A 17,389-nucleotide genomic window follows, 5' to 3' on the forward strand; every position below is an offset into this window, starting at 1 on the left:
ACAACCTCCCCGTTTCATGTAGAACCTGGAATGCCCGAAAATGCTTGTTTCAGGCACTGAATTACGCGACAATGCGCGGAGGAACGGGCAGAATATTTGGCGAGATACCCTTGGATCCCGCGCGTTCGTCAAGTCCAACTGAAATCACGAGGCTGCTGCAACAGGCAAGCGCGGGCGACGACGACGCTGTCGGTCGGCTCATGCCGCTGGTCTACGACGAGCTCCGGCGACTCGCCGCATACCACCTCCGCCGGGAACGCAAAGATCACACCTTGCAGGCCACTGCGCTGGTTCATGAGGCTTACCTTCGGCTGATCAAACAGGATCAGGTGAACTGGGAGAATCGGACCCACTTTTTCGGGGTCGCGGCGCAGTCCATTCGTCGGATCCTCGTTGATCACGCGCGCGGCCACAATCGCCTAAAGCGCGGCGGTGACCGCCAGCGCGCTGAATTGAACGAGCACCTGGCTCATGCAGAGCGATCAAACATCGACCTCGTGGCGCTGGATGAGGCACTCACGGAGTTGGGTCTCCGCAATGAACGCGCTGCGAAGGTCGTTGAGCTGCGCTTCTTCGGCGGTCTTACCCGCGAGGAAGTAGCCGAATACATGGGTGTAGCCGTGCGTACCGTCGCCGACGACTGGCGCTATGCCCGCGCGTGGCTGGCTCAAGCACTTTCCGGGGAGGCTTGAGGCATGGCGTCTGATAAGTCAGACAGGACGCGCGAACTTTTCCTTGCCGCATGCCAAATAACTGCCGACGAGCGCGCGGAGTTTCTTCGCCGCGCATGCGAGAATGACAGCGACTTGCTCCGAGAGGTCGAGTCACTTCTTGCGTTCGACAAGACCGACGAGAGCTTCCTGCGGACGCCGATCATTGCGGCTGCGGCTGGGGTAAGTCTTCGCGAGAAACTGGAGCCCGCCGAACCCGACAGGACGAATCCGGAAACAGATTCCGCTGCCCTCAATCAGTCGAATACCTCTCGGGCCACGCCACAACACATCGGCCGTTATCGAATCGTCGGTGTGTTGGGTGAGGGAGGGATGGGAATCGTGTACCGAGCCGAGCAAGATCGTCCGCGTCGGACGGTCGCCCTCAAGATCATCAAGCCGGGTGCCGAATCGCAGGAGTTGTTAAAGCGGTTTTCGCAAGAAAGTCATGTCTTGGGATGGTTGCAGCATCCGGGAATCGCACAGATCTACGAGGCCGGCACGGCGGACACCGGCCACGGCATACAGCCGTACTTTGCGATGGAATTGATCGACGGTGAACCGTTGCTGTCGCATGTCCGAGCCGGGGCGATGGAAACCTCCGAGCGCCTGGCCATTCACGCCATGATCTGTGATGCGGTGCATCACGCGCACCAGAAGGGCGTGATTCACAGAGACTTAAAGCCCGCGAATATTCTGGTGGACCGCGCCGGCCAGCCGAAGATCCTCGATTTCGGTGTGGCGCGCGCCACCGACGCGGACGTCCGTACGACGACGTTGCAGACCGATCCGGGGAAACTGATCGGAACCATTGCCTACATGAGCCCGGAGCAGATCGCGGGGGACGCACGGTTCCTCGACACACGGTCCGACATCTATGCCCTGGGCGTCATCTTATACGAAATGCTCGCCGGACGGCTGCCGCACGACGTGTCCGCTGTCTCTGTACCCCAGGCGGCGAGGATTATCACCGATGAGGAGCCCACCTCGCTTACTGCCCTTGATCGGCGCTATCGTGGCGATCTCACTACGATCGTCTCCAAAGCACTGGAAAAGGACAAGGAGCGGCGGTACCAGTCGGCTCATGATCTTGCCAGCGACATCCGTCGTTTCCTCGCCGACGAACCCATTGCAGCGCGCCGTCCCACGGCCGCCTATCAGTTGCGTAAGTTTGCGTGTCGCAACAAGGTTCTCGTCATCGGCGTGGGCGCGACCTTTGTAGCGTTGCTCTCAGGGGTCGTCAGCGTCTCGTTCCTGGCAACGAGGCTCGCTGGCGAGCGCGATCGAGCCAGAGCGGCAGAGCGCATCGCCGACCGACAGCGTGAACAGGCTACTCGGCAGATGGAGTTGACACAGTCCATCAACCGTTTTCTCAATGAGGATCTCTTGGCCGCCGTCTCTCCCGAGCGCCTGGGAAAGGACGTGCGTATGCGGGACGTGCTCGATGCCGCCGCCAAGAACATGGAGGGCAAGTTTGTAAACGATCCTGCAATCGAAGGTGAATTGCGCACGACGCTGGGTAACACGTATAAGAAACTCGGTCTGTACGAAGAGGCAGAGATCCAACTCCGGCGCGCCTTGGAGGTGGCCCGCAGCCGACTCGGAGAAACGCATACGAGAACACTTATCGCCATGAATAACCTGGCCATACTCTACAGGCTGCAAGGGCGAATCAGTGACGCTGGCCCGTTGCTCGAAACCGTCTGGCGCATTCGTGTGGACCATCTCGGCGAGGACCACACGGACACGCTGGTATCGATGAACAATCTGGCAAATCAGTACGCGGATCAAAGGCGTTTCGGAGAGGCGGAGTCGCTTTACATCAGGACGATGGACATTCGCCGCAAACTTCTCGGAGATGACCACCCGGACACGCTCCTGGTCACGAACAATCTTGCGGCCATGTACGAGAATTGGGGCAAGTACGAGAGGGCCGAGCCCTTGTATGAAGCAGCCCTGGCGGCCCGTCGCCGCCTTTACGGCGACGAGCACCCGGACACGCTGGTGTCCATGAACAACCTCGCGGTGCTGTACTTCAATCTGCAGCGCTACGACGAAGCAGAAGCCCTCTACGCAACGGCTGTTGAACTGCGCCGACGTATTTTGGGCGAAGAGCATCCGCGCACGCTGGCCTCTCAAGCGAATCTGGCCATCCTCTGGCGCCAGACGGGTCGCACGGAAGAAGCCCGCGTACTTATGCGGCAGACACTCGACTTGCAGCTTGACGTGCTGGGCGACGAACACCCCGATACGCTCAACACGATGAACTCTTTGGCCGTCATTCATCAATCGCTTGGCCAATTCGATGAAGCGGAGCGACTATACACGCATGTCCTCGACAGGCGGCGGATGCAGCTCGGTGACAATGATCCGCTCACCCAGCTTTCCATGACTAACCTCGCCGTGCTCCTCTACAACTACACAGGTCGACCGAGCGAGGCAGAGCCGCTGCTCGTCAGACTCCTGGATATCTGCCGACGGCAGTGGGGAGAAGATCATCCGCGGACCAAGCGTGCGAAACAGCTGCTGCTCGGCGTCTACAAGGGACTGGGCGATTGGGACAAGGCCAGACCGCTTGTCGCCGAAGTGATGGCCGACTTGCGCAGCCAAGCCACGTTGCCAGATGCCTCACCCTTCGCAGCCAACGCATACGCCTGGGAACTTCTTACAAGCCCTGTTGAGGATCTGCGCGATCCTGAGACGGCGCTATATTACGCGCAACTCGCGGTCGAAGGTTCGCAGGCCGGCAATGCCGGCATCCTCGATACGCTGGCCCTCGCCCAGCACATGACCGGTGATTCCACCACAGCGATCGAGACAATCAAGCGTGCAATCGCGATTCTGCCTCCGGGACCGTCCGCTGATCGTTCGGATTTCGAAGCGAGTCTGGTCAGGTACCTCATCGCGGGAAAGCGATTCGAGGAAGCGGAGTCCCTCCTGCTCGCGCGATACGCAGACTCGGGGAGCGGGATCGAGAAAACAGACTCCGGTGATCAAGCCTCCAAGCATCAACTGATAGACCTATACGACGCCTGGCACGTCTCCGATCCATCCGGTGGGTTCGACAAGAAGGCGAACGCCCTTCGATGAATTGACCTGCTTCGTACAAAAAAACGTCGCCGGCATCGAAAGATGACGGAATGCAGGCTGACCCTTCGCCCTCAATCTAGTCCACCCGCCGCGTTACACTTCGGCGGGGGAGGAAGGAGAAATGGTCATGAGTCAGAGACGGCTCAAGCCGGAAGAGATCGTCAGCAAGCTTCGTGAGGCCGACGTGCTGATTGCCGAGGGTTGGACGGTGGCCCAGGCGTGCAAGCACATCGGCGTGACGGGGTTCACGTACTACCGGTGGCGGAAGGAGTACGGAGGGATGAAGACCGACCAGGCCAAGCGGCTGCTGGCCGAGGCCGGGATCGACAAGGCCATCCTTCGTGAGGGCGCCGGCCGCGGAGACCCTGGCGCCGCGCCACGTTGTCGCTGTAGCTCCCGATAAAACTCGGACCAACGCCGCTGGAACGACGATTCACTCATGAACTTTCGATTGCGCTTGTGGTCGGAAGCGGTCACCCGATATTCTAATTCTGCTTGAAGTCTGGGCAGGCTGCCTTGCGGTCTGTCGGAGCGAGTGCGAAAGGAGCAACTCTCGTGTCGACCGTCATTTCGCGGGGAAAATGCTGTGCCTGCACCGTCGTTCTGATCATGCTGGTTTCGGGATCAGATCATGAGGCGCTTTGTCAAGTGAACGAATCAGGGGCCGAAGCGAAGACGGCGGTCGCGCCAATGGAATGGGATGATGCGTTCATTCCAACAGACGTTGCCGATGGTCCAAGCCACGGCCTTGTCGACGTGCGCGATACGGCCACTGATGAAGAGCCCGCTGACACACGGGTTGCGCTGTGGGAGCAGTTGGCGAACCTGAGCCACGAGCAGCGAGACAATGCGGCAATCGAACTGGAGTTGGCCGGCACGGCAACCAGGGCAGACCACGAAGCGGCCGCGAGTATCGCTGCCCGTTGGAACGGCGGAGACCAAGAACTTGCGATCCTTCAATTGCGAATCTTGGAGAGATCCGGAGCATCGCTTGGGTTGGGAATCGCGTGGAAAGTGCCGCTGGCTACATCGGACAAGCTTCTGGACAACCGTATCGGCGGGACGCGCACGGAAGCTCAAACGATGAGTCTCGACTTCGACGCCCAGAACGGCCATCTTTTTGCCGTGATTCGCTGGGGATCCACTACGGGCACGAGCGCCTGGACCGTGAATTTGTCCGACGACTCGGGCGTCACCTGGTCCGAGACGTACACTTTCTCAAGCTCCACCGGAATCATTGACGTAGATTGCGCTGTGGCGGACGACTACGTGTATGTCGCCTATGTCGCCGGTAACGCCACCGACGAAGCGCGCATCCGGCGATGTCTGGTGAGCACCGGTGGCATCGACGGCGCATTCGGTTTCCACGTTGTATTCGATGCGGGCGCGAACACGATTGAGGAGGTGGCGCTCGCCTCTAATGCGGACGATTTCGACAACCGGGTCTTCTATGCAGCCATTCAGAGCAACGACGTGCTCCGCTACGCCTACGACGTCGCAAGCGACGGCACCACCTTCGAAGAGCAATCACCCCCCGCCAGTAACCCTGAATTCGGGCTCGACATGACTTGGGACAACCATCGCGGCGGCTGCGGCCAATACCTCTTCCTCTCCTACGCGGGCAACGACGGAAACATTCATGTATTGGGACGCAGCGATTCCAATTGGACCGATTGGACGGTCGAAACCGGGTCCGGCAGCTCCCGGCGCACGGCTGTTTCAGCATACGAAAACGCGACCATCTGCGCCTTCGAATATCCATATACCTACGGCACCGGTATTCGGTACCGGATCAGCTACAACTGCGGCTTGACATGGAGTTCCGGTTCAATTGCGGTTCCGGATGGCTCCAGCGTGTTCGGCTACTTTGAACCCGATATTGACGCCCGTAACGGCGATGGCCTGGCAATCATCTACCAGGCCGAGGCCGGCGAATTCGATCCGATGTACTATCGTACACGTCCCGGATTCGCTCCCGGCGCCTGGAGCGACCCGGTGATTCTCAGCGACTATGATGTGTACACGGGGAGTGAGACGACGATATCGTACCTCCCACCTTTGTCCGGCGAACTGTTCAGCCACGGCGCAATATACCTCAGCCTCGATCCGGACTTTCGGACACCCTATTTTGATCGCCCCGCTGCTTCGGGCCCGGCCTGCGGGGACACTACTCCGCCGACGGTGAGTATCGATTCGCCCGACACGCTCGCGTGTTCGTGCGATTCGGTTGAGATTACGGGCTCTGTCGACGACCCCGACGGGACGTATGGGCGCGACCGGCTTCAGATTCGCCGTCAAGGAACAACGGATTGGATTGAAGTGGACACCGGGATCGGGGCGCGCTCGGGATTGTTGTACACCTGGAACGCAACCGGCATGCCGCAGGACTATTACTACATCCGCGTCGTTGCGGAGAACGAGTGTGGTCTGACGAACAGCGACTCGACGTTTGTTTACAAGCCCACTGCCTTCGACACCCTGCAATTGGACGCTCCCGAACACGCCGGCGTGTACGGCGGTACGGTTTGTCTTGACGGTACGGCTTGGGCACAATCATGCTTCGCTCAGTACACGGTCAGTTACCGCCTCTCTGGCGATGTGGCCTGGCAGCAGGTCGATCCACTTGTCTCGGTCTACTCTTCTCCCGTAGTCAACGGTCGATTGGCCTCCTGGGACACGATCGCGCTGAATCTTGTCGACGAGGCCTATGAACTACGTGTTATCGGAGAGACTGAATGCGGCAATACGGCCGACGCTGTCATCAAGGTCATCGTCGATAACGCGCCTCCCGTCGCCCGTCTCGACGCACCGGAGAATTGCGGCGTCTTCGCACCTAGTACGGAGATAGCGATCTACGGAGAAGCCTCAGACACGAACCTCGATTCCTGGACGTTGGCCGTTATTGGTGGGCCGTATGATGACTGGCACACGTGCGCGGGCCCGACGACAACAAACGCCAACGGCCTCTTGTTCACATGGGATACTACCGGATTACCGGATTGTGTGTACACGTTCCGACTTCGAGCCTCGGATGAGTCTTGGCTGGACTGCGGTACCGCGGGTCACGTTGCGGAAGACTACAAGACGGTAGTACTCGGCGGGTTGGCAAGCCCGGATCTGGACGAAGACGGAGACGTTGATATCTTTGACTACTTGCTGTTCCAGCTGGCGTTCACGGGACCATTACCATAAAGGTCGTCGAGCTGCTGCTCCCAGACGAAACAAAGGCTGCAGAACGACCGGTTTCGCCTGAATTACGAGCTTCGCAACATTCACCCCGTAGGCCGAAAACCGGGAGAAAGAACACGCTCGGCGACTGCTTGCGGGGGTGGCAATTGGGCCCGATCGCCTCTTGTGGCCTGCCCGTCGCTGGGACGGCAATGTCTCTGGCGATCTGGGCCATATCACGAGGACAAACGTCTTCTATCGACGCTCTACCTGGAATCGCCGGAACAGAAGCAAGAGAACGAGGATCGTCAACCAATGCAGGAGTGTACCTGCAACCAAGCTTCCCAAAGGCCAAGTAAGATAATAACTGCGCAAGACCACATGAATGGGCTGCTCACCAGGGGAAATCAAGGTAAAGTCGGGCCATGCGAATCCCAATAGAATATGTCCGAACGCAATCGATAGCTTGGCGATTGCAGGTCCGACGGGGGGTAGACAAAGTGTCGCTCCGAGCAAGGCGGCCCATAAGTTGTGTCGCAAACGCCACGATCCATAGGCAGCGGCCGGGAAGGCCCCGATCCCCAGCGGAAGGCAGGCGAAGAACACGCCGTGGGAAAAGGATGCGGTTGCAATCAATTGCTCGAGCCGGCTGGATCTCACCTGGCGAGGAATCGTCAACGGGCTAAGCCAGTGCCGTAGCGCACGGAGTCCGGTTGGTGCACACCGGGAAGTTGTACAGGAGACGCCAGGTCGATCGCCTGTTCGGCAGCTTCCAACGGCAGGTGTGGGCCACGGCACAAGCCGGCGAATCGCAAGCCCCCAGTGCATGAAAAATCCCTTGAATCCCTCACGCCACGGCTTCAAGTGAGACACGTGACCGCCGTCCGAGGCGTAATGACATGCTGCGGGTACCTCGGCAATCGGAAATCCCGCCCACACGGCACGCGCGATGAGTTCCGTTTCCCAACCGAACTGGCGCGTCCAACACCGCACCGTTGCAGTCAGGCGGAGCGGATAAACACGAAGGCCGCACTGACTGTCACGAATGGCCAAACCTGTTTCCAGCCAGAGTCCCAACCCGGATGTGTACCAGCCAACCAGATTCGCCTTCGGTAGACCCGGTGTATGTACACTCCTGCTGCCGAGCACGAGTGCATCCGGCGTTGCGGCGGCGGCCTGCAGGAGTCGCGGCAAGTCCTCGGGCTGGAGCTGGCCGTCGGTGTCGATAGTAGCCGCATGCGTATAGCCGAGCCGCGCCGCTGTGGAAAAACCGGTCAACAGCGCAGATGCTTTTCCGCGATTCCGATCATGTGTCAGTACGGTGACTTCCACAGTTCGCGGGAGTCTGCGCCAGGCCGCCAGGACGTCAGCCGTTTCGTCAGTCGAACCGTCATCAACCACGAGGATGGGCAAACCAAGCGTCTCGATGCGACCGAGAATGCCCACCAGCGAACCAACGTGGTTGTATGTGGGTGCAACTACGATCGGCCGGAATTCTGAGCCGTCGCTACCAGGGTGGCCGTGCAAGCATTGATCCATTCGCCGCTAACCCTCATTCGACACCGCAAAGCACCGAGCGCCGATCGCAAAAAAGAGCAGACCAATCCCGCCCAGAACACTCCATGGCAGCAGCATGTCAGCCGTCGTGTAGCCCCGCCAAATCGCGCCCTCAAGCGCCAGAATCGACCACTTGACCGGGCTAATCACGCTGAGCTGCTGCATCCATGTCGGCATCAAGAAGTACGGCACCATGCCGCCTCCCAGCATCGCCATCGCTAATAGAACACCCCAACTGATGCCGGAGGTTGACCGCACGCTCCGTCCCAACACGGAAAGAAACATCATAATGCCCACAAACGCAGCGGCGATCAGTATGAGCGACACCGCAACGTGCCAGAAACACTCCGGTGTTACGCCGAAGGCCAGATATCCTATCGCAAGTGCGGCCACGGCAACCGTCATTGTACTCGCAAGACACGCCAGCGCCTTGCCTCCAAGAATATGCACGCGACCGATCGGCGCCATGCGCAAGCGAGCCACAAGCCCACTGTGTCGCTCAATAACAAGCGAGGTGACAAAGGTTGCACAGCATCCCATCACGCCCCAAACGATGCCCTGCGGAAATGACACTGCAAATCCGTTCTCCGGCGCGCTCCTGCTGTTCGAATCACCCGCAACGTCGATGACGACACCGACCGAGGCCTCCCCCGGTGACTCGCACGGGCCTTGACGCGGCTCACCCGCGGCAGACCGCGTGGCGATGATCTCCAATACGTGCCGTGCGAGCTCGCCCCTTACGTAGGCCGCTTCCAGTTGCTGCGTGCCGTTCACGTCTACCTCAAGACGCGGCGCTTGTCCGGCAGGATAACGCGCGCAAGCTTCCGCGAATCCTACAGGAATGAGGACATTAAGGACCACTTTGCCAGTCCGTACCAGAGTCCGCGCCTCCGAAATCTCTGCTCGGATGACGTCGAGTGTTCGCGTCCGTTGCAGGTGATGCACGAAAGTAGTCGACCACTCAGTGTTGTCCTCATCAACTACAGCAATCGGGATGGAACCGCTGATGGTCGTGCGATTGGCAAGGATGATGCCGAAAAAAATGCAATAGGCGAACGGAAAAACGAATGTGACAAACAGGCCGGTTCTGTCGCGCAGGAGCAAACGCAGGTCTTTGCCTGCCAACAGAAATACAGCGCGCCAATTTGTCACTTTCATCACCTTCAACCGGGCGACTAAACAAGAGCCCTGGTGCCTCTGCGATAGCACCGAAAGGGCACCTGCGTTAACCGAACGCGAGACGCCAATGAAGTGCTGCGGGCGAAGGAGCGCTTTCCGGTCCCTCAGAGGCAATGCGCTTCAACACGCGCGCTGCCATGGAGCCGCGGTCGTTCGGCGATCGCCAGGCTCGCCCTCGGCAGGCACCCGCACGCATTGTACTTTCCGATTCCCGCCGGTCGAAGCTTAAGATGCATGCAGGACTTGTCGCCTCCCGGCCGCACCTTCTTGACATCCATGGCGGACGTGAGGACACTCTTTTCGCCAACGCTCGGAGGTTGGTCTATCTGTGTGGTGAAGGGAAAAAAGTTGCAAGCCGGGACGCCTTCAAACAACGAGTTGACTCGGCGACTCGTCGGCATCATCCGGCGGGATCTACGAGTTGGAGCAGAATTTGAACTCGCACCTGATACGAAGCTCTTCGGAGGGGATTTGGACCTCGATTCTCTGGACGCTCTCTTGCTCCTGCAGAGCATCGAGCGCGAGCTTGGCGTAAAGGTCCACGACAACGCGGTTGACCCTGCGGTATTCACATCCGTTGAGACGCTCAGTGATTTTGTCATGGAACAATCCAGGCAGCAACCGAACGCATGAAAGGCGCAATGAGCAATTCTGCACCGGAAATCCTCGACCTTCTCCCACATCGCCCCCCCTTCTGTTTTATTACCGGCCAGCTCGACCTGGATGACGCAAGTTTTGGGAGGGCAGAATGGCGCGTCGACGGCAGTGAGCCCTTTCTCGCCGGGCACTTCCCGGGAATGCCGACCGTCCCCGGTGTCCTCATCGGCGAGGCGCTAGCACAACTCGCCGGGCTCGTGGTTGTGAAACGAGTGCACCAAACCGCGGACCGCATGAGCAACCAGCTGCACGGAAAGCTCGCCCACATCGATCTTCGATTCGACCAGTCCGTCGAACCTCCGGCCAGCATCGTTCTTTCCGTCCGGCTAAATCGGGAATTGGGCACATTGTGGCAGTTTGCCGTGACCGCCAAAGTTGGAGACGCCGTCGCGGCTCGGGGCTCCCTTGCGCTGTCGGTTCCAAACCGGAGTTCGACAGGTTGAGCCATGATTTGCATGCATTTCGGATTACGCCGGCGTGGCAAGCCCTGCAATTTGCTATTGGAATCGTCCTGTTTTGCTCACCTGCGCACGCCGATTCTCTCGCCGACTCGCTAGATGAGTCGCTGTCCCGACTCAATGAACGCGCCCTCGCCTACAACGACTTGGTCGCCGACTTCGTCGAGCAGAAATACACAGCCATGCTCCGGAAACCCATGGTTTCCAGCGGGGTGATCCGTGTTCGTGGTACCCGCAGCCGGTGGGACACTCGATCGCCGCACGAGAGCACACTCTTTACGGATGATGAGTCCATCGCCATTTATTTCCCGCAGCGTAAGACGATGGAGGTCTACGCTGTCGATCAGAGACTCCGCCCCCTCGTCATGTCGCCGATTCCGCGACTGGAAGTGATCCGTCGGTTTTTCGATCTAGAATCAGCCGCCGGCTCCAAAACCGATCCCACCGAACTCTTGCTGCGCATGAGACCCAAAGACGAATCGCTGGCGGAGTACGTGAGCGAAATTCTCGTAGCACTTGACCGAGAACTCGCCTTGGTTCGTCGAGTGGAAATCACCGATCCGGACGGCGATCGCACCGTGATCAAATTTGTAAATGTCCGCACGAACGTCGGCATCGGGCCGGGAGAGGTCGCCCGAGGCGCACCGCCGGGAACGAAGATTGTTCACCCGTTCGCGCAATCCTCGGAAGCTGACCCCGGCGGCTCCAAAAAAACGCCCCCCGGATCGAATCCCCCGTGACGGATGATTCCAACCAAACCATGCCGCTCGCTATGGGCGGCACAAGCCCTCTTCGCGGCGGTTGGATTCGCACGCGCTCCGCGAATTTCTGGCGGGAATTCATGTACTGGTGGACCGGGCGCTTCCCTCCGGCCGTCCTCCTGACGCGCCCGTTCTTCCTCTTCTTCGCCTTTCGATTCTCCAAGGCGTTGCAGGACGGTCCCGCGGCCAATGCTCGCCGGCTGCTCGGGCCCAACGCATCCGAACGCGAAGTCGAATCGCTTCGCCGCAACATCATCCGAAGCGCCTACACCAGCATCTACGAGCTCGGCTGCGCTGTGCGTTCCAACAGGGAAGCGTTGCGGTCTTGGGTCGAGGAAGTAGAGGGAAAGGAACACTACTTGGCTGCCCGTTCAGCCAGACGAGGTGCCATCGTAGTTACCGCCCACTTGGGACCATTCGAAGTGGGTGCAGCGGCGTTGATGTCGAGAAACGAGCGTATCCACGTCGTGTTCCAACGCGACGAGCGAGCAAGTTTCGAGCAACTCCGATCGCGGCTCCGAGCTCTGCTCGGCATTTCGGAATCGCCCATTGACCGCGGTTGGGCGATTTGGGGCGCGCTTCGCGATGCTCTGCTGGCCAACGAAGTCGTACTCATCCAGGGTGACCGGGTCATGCCGCAGCAGCGCGGTGTACCCGTGGCCTTTCATTCAGGACACATGCTGATGCCCACGGGCCCGCTAAAACTCGCGATGCTCACGGGCGCTCCGCTCGTCCCCGTCTTTTGCATTCGCACCAATATCAAGCGTTGCCGCGTGATCATTGACGAGCCCATTTACGTTAATCCCGATCGCCGGGCCGTGGACGGCCGGCACCCTGCCATGCAGCGCCTCGCAAATTCGATCGAGCGCCAAGTCCTGGCACATCCGGAACAATGGGCTATCTTTGAGAAGGCGTGGTGCGAAGACCGTCGAGACGAAGCGGGTACGTCTCTGAAACCTCCGTGATCCCATCTCATGCCAGACAACGTGAACTACCCGAAGATAGTCATCACTGGAACCGGACTGGTCACAAGCCTGGGTCTTGATTGTGAATCCACATGGCGAAACGTGCTGCTTGGGCGATGCGGCATTGGCGCCCTGACTGCCGTCGAATCCCGCCTCACTCCTGATAAGGGTGGCGGGCAAGTCCCGGATGAAGACGGCGATGAGACCCAGTCTCCCTCGCCACGAGAAGTCCGATGCCTTCGACGAGCTGCTCAGGAAGCACTGGGGCAGGCAGGATTGGCCACCTCGTGTCCGGTGGCTGCCCATCGCTGCGCCGTCATCCTGGGTACGACGCTCCATGGGATGCGTAACGGCGGTGCTTATCTCAGGACGGGCGATATTCGTCTCCTGCAGAGATTCTTGGCCGGCTCAACGCTGTCCCAGTCTCTCAGCCCATGGCAGCCTGGCGGCCCCATGCTGACGAACTGCTCAGCCTGTTCATCCGGCTTAGCGAGCATTCTCCTGGGTCGCACTTTATTGGCGGCGGGCGAGGCCGATATCGTCATTGCCGGCGGTTACGATCCCATCAGCGAATACGCCTATGCCGGGTTCAACGCCATGCGTCTGGTGAGTCCCACGACCCTGCGTCCCTTCGCGACGACGCGCGACGGCATGAAGGTCGGAGAGGGCTACGCTGTGATCGTGCTTGAACGGGCCGAGCGGGCCGCCTCGCGCGGCGCAACGTCCTTGGCTGAGATCAGCGGTTTCGGCGAATCATGCGATGCACATCATCTTTCAAAGCCTCATCCCGAGGGGGCAGGAGCGGTAAGCGCCCTCCGCACCGCCCTCCACAATGCCTGCCTTCGACCTCGTGAAATTGATCTGTTCATCGCCCACGCAACAGCCACGCCGGACAACGACCGATCCGAGCACGCTGCCCTTCGGGAGGTTTTCGGTGAACATCTTGGCGGGATGCCCGTGGTCGGCTTGAAAAGCCACTTGGGTCATACACTGGGCGCGTCCGGGGCTGTTGACGTCATTATCGCTACCCTGGCCATGCGCGACGGGCTCATCCCCCCCGCCGCAGCCGGAACGGCGGAAGGCAAACTCCTTCAAGGATTGCATGTCGTCGGCGGAAAGCCACTTCGCCGAACGCTGCGCCGCGTACAAACATTGTCACTAGGGTTCGGAGGCGCCAATGCCAGCGTGGTGCTTAGCTTGCCCGCGGACTCTCCAGCCGCCGCGCCCAAGCCGGTCGGCAGCGGAATCGATGGAAATTTCGACGCGGTCATCACCGGCATCGGCGCCGTGCTTCCGGGCGCCGTCGGCAACGACGAGCTGATCGAGTTGGCCAACCGGAGATCACACGAACTCGGGATCTCACGGACCATCCCACAGTCGTTTGAGCAACTCATCGAAGCGCGTCGGACACGGCGAATGAGTAAATATGCCAAGCTCTGCCTTGCGGCGACGGCAGAAGGGCTGCGGGACGCAGGCATCGAGCAGGCCGATTCTTGGTGTGAGGAGTGCGCCGCCGTTGTGGGCACGACGCACGGCCCAGCTGAGTTTTGCAAATCGTACTATCAGCAACTCATCGCCGACGGAGTTGACGCCGCAAACCCTACGCTGTTTGCGGAAGGCGTCCCCAACGTGGCCAGCGCTCATCTCAGCACCGCCTTAGGTCTGAAGGGATTCTGCCAGACGATCATCGGTTCTCGCACGGCCGGTCTCAACGCGCTGGCCATGGCCGTGCACCGCATCCGAACCAGACAGTGGGGTCGTGCGATCGTAGTGGCCGCGGAGGAGTCAACACCCATTGTCGAGAAGGCTTACCGCCCGTGGTTTGAACCGACTTTGCCCAACAACCGTCCGGCTCGTTCCCAATCTGGTGTCCCCGCAATGTCCGGCGGCGCCGTGGCTTTTGTCGTCGAATGCCGTGCAAGTGCCGTCGCCAGAGATGCCACGATCCGCGGCACCGTCCGGAAAGCCGCCAGCGCCAGCTGGCCCGGCTGCTCGGTATTCGAGGGAGTCTCCCGACTGCAAGCACTTATCGAGCGTCTCCTTCCAGTTGATTTTCTTGCCACCTCCGCAAACACCACCCAGATCGATCGCCTGGAGCGCGCGGCCATCGATCGCGCAAACTTGCGGACCTTGCCGCGACAGCCGCGCCTGGCAGGACTGTATGGCCTTATGCCCGAGATGTTTAGCGTGGGTCCGCTCGCGGCCCTGGCGGTGGCCATGCTTGCCCGGCGATTGCCCTCACTCTCCTGGTCCGCTGTCGGCCGTCCGACAGAGCCGCTATTGATTACCCCAAACGCCGTCGTGGGCGCCATTTGCACGGGCTACGAGGCGGGCGCCTCCGGCGTTACCATCTCGCTGGGCGCAGGCTCTGCCTAGCGAACAACGGACACTTACGAATCTGCCGCCAATCGACTACGATTCCAAGCGAATGTCTGCGGTTTCCCGAGCCAACCTCATACGATCCGACGTCCACCGTGCGGATGTCGAAGCCTTACCCACGTGGGTTCTGGACCGATTCGGACCGCTGTCCAATTCGGCCTCCATGGGCCGCGGCGTAGTTGCCGAAATCGACTTGAGACTGGAAGTGAGCATGCAGACGGACGGTCAATCGCTCCTTGCCAAGGCTCGCGTGCTCAACTCCCGGTCCCTTCCCGCGTTGGCATTCCAGCGTGCGGCAGTTGAAGCCTACAAAGCGATGCACGACGTTCTACGTCATGGTCGGCGCATGTGGTACCCCATAAGGTTCTGGAACGCCCTGCCTGGAATTCACGATGCTCTATCAGAGGAAATGGATCGCTATCTCGTTTTTAACGCAGGCCGGCATGCAGTCTACAGCAATTGGTACAACGGTGGTTCGAGCTTTGCGTCTTCGATCGCCACCGCCACGGCTGTTGGCTCTGCGGGCACCGATCTCGTTGTACACGTTCTCGCCACATCGGTCCCCGGTCGTCCCGTGGAGAATCCGCGCCAGATCCCGTCTTACAAGTACTCTTCCCGATATGGCCCCTTTCCTCCGTGCTTTGCGCGCGCCATGGTCGCGCCCAGAGGCTTCGGCGAAACACCAACGCTCCTTGTCGGCGGCACTTCCAGCGTGCGCGGCGAGTCGTCGCTGCACGAGTTCGACGCGCGCCGGCAGACACTCGAGACAATTGAAAATCTCGCGGCGGTTCTGGGCGAAGCCCTTCGCATGCAGGGCAGATCCGACACAGTTGGGAGAGTAGTCGACGTCTCGTCGGCATTGCGCCGGTTCGATTCCGTGCGAATCTACCACAGCCGCCCGTCGGATCTGGACGTCATCCTGGACACGATCTCGCCTCATCTTGATCATCTGGATCCGGAGCAAATTGAGGTGGTTCGCGCGGACATCTGCCGTGCAGAGCTCGTGGTGGAAATAGAAGGCACGGCGTCATTGGCGCCGTGACTCACTCGGCACGCGCTTTTGCGAAGCGGAAACCGGTATGGGGCACAATGAGTAGCGCGGAACCATTCGACGCCATCATCATCGGAGGCGGACCCGCCGGTGCAACCGCCGGGATTGCGCTCGCGCGTATGGGTCGGCGCGCACTTATCCTCGAGAAAGCTGCCTTTCCCCGCTTCCATGTGGGCGAATCGTTCTTGCCGCGCAGCTTGGTCCTTCTGAAGCAGCTGGGCCTGCTCAAACGTCTCGAGAAGCTGCCACGGGTGCGCAAATTCGGCGCCGAATTCGGCTTTGGCCACGGACGTGAAACAAGCTGCTTTACTTTCGATCACGCTCTCTTCGACGACGGCCACGAGAGCTTCAACATCGAGCGTGCCGCCTTTGACAACATGCTGCTGGAGTCCGCACGCGACGCTGGCGCCATCGTCCGGTCGTCAACGGCCGTCAAACGCATTCATCGCCTCTCTGAAAACGACGTCGTTATCGAAGCCGGAGGCGAAACAATAACCGGCCGATGTCTCATCGACGCAAGCGGCCAAGCGACATTCCTGGCCCGACACCTTGGCCTGCGCCGCCGCATCCCCAATCACAACAAGATCGCGTACTTCGGTCACTTCGAGAACGCCGAGCGCCTTCCGGGAAACGCCGAAGGCCACCCCACCGTCGCCATGTGCAGTGAAGGTTGGTTCTGGATGATCAATATCGACGAACGACGCACCAGCGTCGGAATGGTCCTCGATGCCAACGTCGCTCGGAGCCTTGACATTCCCGCCTGCGATATGCTGTTCTGGGGAATTGATCGATGCCCCCTCGTGGGCGGTCGCCTGAAGCGAGCCACTTTCCCACACTCGACGCACACCATCTCCGACTTCAGCTATTATTGCCGCCCGTTCGCCGGTCCGGGGTACTTCCTGATTGGAGACGCCGCCTTTTTTCTCGATCCCGTGTTCTCCAGCGGACTCTGCTTCGGCATGGACGCCGCACTCCATGTGGCCGACTCCGTCGACGAGCTCCTGGCCGGCGCCGAAAACCAAACCACCCGAAACCGCACAACGCCCCGCTCGCCGGAAGCCATACGGCGGGCGTACCTCCGCTTCATGAACGACACCACGACCCCGTTCCTACGCCTCGTCAACCTGTTCTACGACCACTCGTTTCGAGAGCTGTTCCAACATGGACAAGGGCCAATGCAAGTCCAGCGGGCGGCGATTTCCATCCTGGCAGGCCACGTTTTCCCAAAACCTCGATGGTCCCTCCGATGGCGCATCCGGCTCCTGGCCCAAATGGTGAGAATTCAGCGCGTTTTTCCCCTTGTAGCTCGCCGAGAGCCGTTCTCACTCCTGGCGGATGCTGCAGTTGGATCGGAACCGGTTGAGCGCTCCTGTGTCGGGGCATAGGATCCCGCTACGAATCCGCCTTGGCCGGC

At 60.1% G+C, this 17,389-nt stretch carries 13 protein-coding genes; 11 read left to right on the top strand and 2 right to left on the bottom strand.

Annotated features, from left to right (window positions below; all coding sequences use genetic code 11):
• Window positions 1-71 precede the first annotated feature (71 nt).
• The 4 genes from J5J06_11005 to J5J06_11020 all read left to right on the top strand — a co-directional run bounded on the left by J5J06_11005 (window position 72) and on the right by J5J06_11020 (window position 6,992).
• Window positions 72-692, top strand: coding sequence for a sigma-70 family RNA polymerase sigma factor (locus tag J5J06_11005; GenBank protein ID MCO6437607.1), 621 nt, complete (start codon window positions 72-74; stop codon window positions 690-692).
• Between the two features lie 3 nt (window positions 693-695).
• The gene (locus J5J06_11010; GenBank protein MCO6437608.1) at window positions 696-3,800 is read left to right on the top strand and encodes a serine/threonine protein kinase; all 3,105 of its coding nucleotides are present in this window, start codon (window positions 696-698) and stop codon (window positions 3,798-3,800) included.
• Window positions 3,801-3,927: 127 nt separating this feature from the next.
• Complete coding sequence (locus J5J06_11015; GenBank protein ID MCO6437609.1) at window positions 3,928-4,203, top strand: transposase; 276 nt, start codon at window positions 3,928-3,930, stop codon at window positions 4,201-4,203.
• 152 nt (window positions 4,204-4,355) lie between these two features.
• Entirely contained in the window at window positions 4,356-6,992 is a 2,637-nt protein-coding gene (locus J5J06_11020; protein ID MCO6437610.1) for a hypothetical protein, read from the top strand.
• 231 nt (window positions 6,993-7,223) lie between these two features.
• On the opposite strand, the gene J5J06_11025 is transcribed toward J5J06_11020, so the two are convergent.
• Window positions 7,224-8,495, bottom strand: coding sequence for a DUF2062 domain-containing protein (locus J5J06_11025; GenBank protein MCO6437611.1), 1,272 nt, complete (start codon window positions 8,493-8,495; stop codon window positions 7,224-7,226).
• Window positions 8,496-8,513: 18 nt separating this feature from the next.
• Window positions 8,514-9,683, bottom strand: coding sequence for an ABC transporter permease (locus J5J06_11030; GenBank protein MCO6437612.1), 1,170 nt, complete (start codon window positions 9,681-9,683; stop codon window positions 8,514-8,516).
• A gap of 255 nt (window positions 9,684-9,938) precedes the next feature.
• On the opposite strand from J5J06_11030, the gene J5J06_11035 reads away from it, so the two are divergent.
• The 7 genes from J5J06_11035 to J5J06_11065 are packed head-to-tail and all read left to right on the top strand — an operon-like array spanning window position 9,939 to window position 17,360.
• Window positions 9,939-10,337: a hypothetical protein gene (locus J5J06_11035; protein MCO6437613.1), complete on the top strand. Its 399-nt coding sequence runs from the start codon at window positions 9,939-9,941 to the stop codon at window positions 10,335-10,337.
• Between the two features lie 8 nt (window positions 10,338-10,345).
• Window positions 10,346-10,804, top strand: coding sequence for a beta-hydroxyacyl-ACP dehydratase (locus tag J5J06_11040; GenBank protein MCO6437614.1), 459 nt, complete (start codon window positions 10,346-10,348; stop codon window positions 10,802-10,804).
• Window positions 10,801-11,559 carry an outer membrane lipoprotein carrier protein LolA gene (locus tag J5J06_11045; protein MCO6437615.1) on the top strand — a complete coding sequence of 253 codons (759 nt, stop codon included), beginning with the start codon at window positions 10,801-10,803 and terminating at the stop codon, window positions 11,557-11,559. Before J5J06_11040 ends, J5J06_11045 begins: the two co-directional genes overlap by 4 nt.
• A complete protein-coding gene (locus tag J5J06_11050; GenBank protein ID MCO6437616.1) occupies window positions 11,556-12,545 on the top strand; it encodes a lysophospholipid acyltransferase family protein in 990 nt (329 codons plus the stop codon). Before J5J06_11045 ends, J5J06_11050 begins: the two co-directional genes overlap by 4 nt.
• Before the next feature lie 9 nt (window positions 12,546-12,554).
• Window positions 12,555-14,921: a beta-ketoacyl-[acyl-carrier-protein] synthase family protein gene (locus J5J06_11055; GenBank protein MCO6437617.1), complete on the top strand. Its 2,367-nt coding sequence runs from the start codon at window positions 12,555-12,557 to the stop codon at window positions 14,919-14,921.
• Between the two features lie 52 nt (window positions 14,922-14,973).
• Window positions 14,974-15,966: a hypothetical protein gene (locus J5J06_11060; GenBank protein ID MCO6437618.1), complete on the top strand. Its 993-nt coding sequence runs from the start codon at window positions 14,974-14,976 to the stop codon at window positions 15,964-15,966.
• Window positions 15,967-16,013: 47 nt separating this feature from the next.
• Entirely contained in the window at window positions 16,014-17,360 is a 1,347-nt protein-coding gene (locus J5J06_11065) for a tryptophan 7-halogenase (protein ID MCO6437619.1), read from the top strand.
• Window positions 17,361-17,389 lie beyond the last annotated feature (29 nt).

Source organism: Phycisphaerae bacterium (assembly GCA_024102815.1).
In the GTDB taxonomy this organism is placed as follows: Bacteria; Planctomycetota; Phycisphaerae; order UBA1845; family UBA1845; genus JAGFJJ01.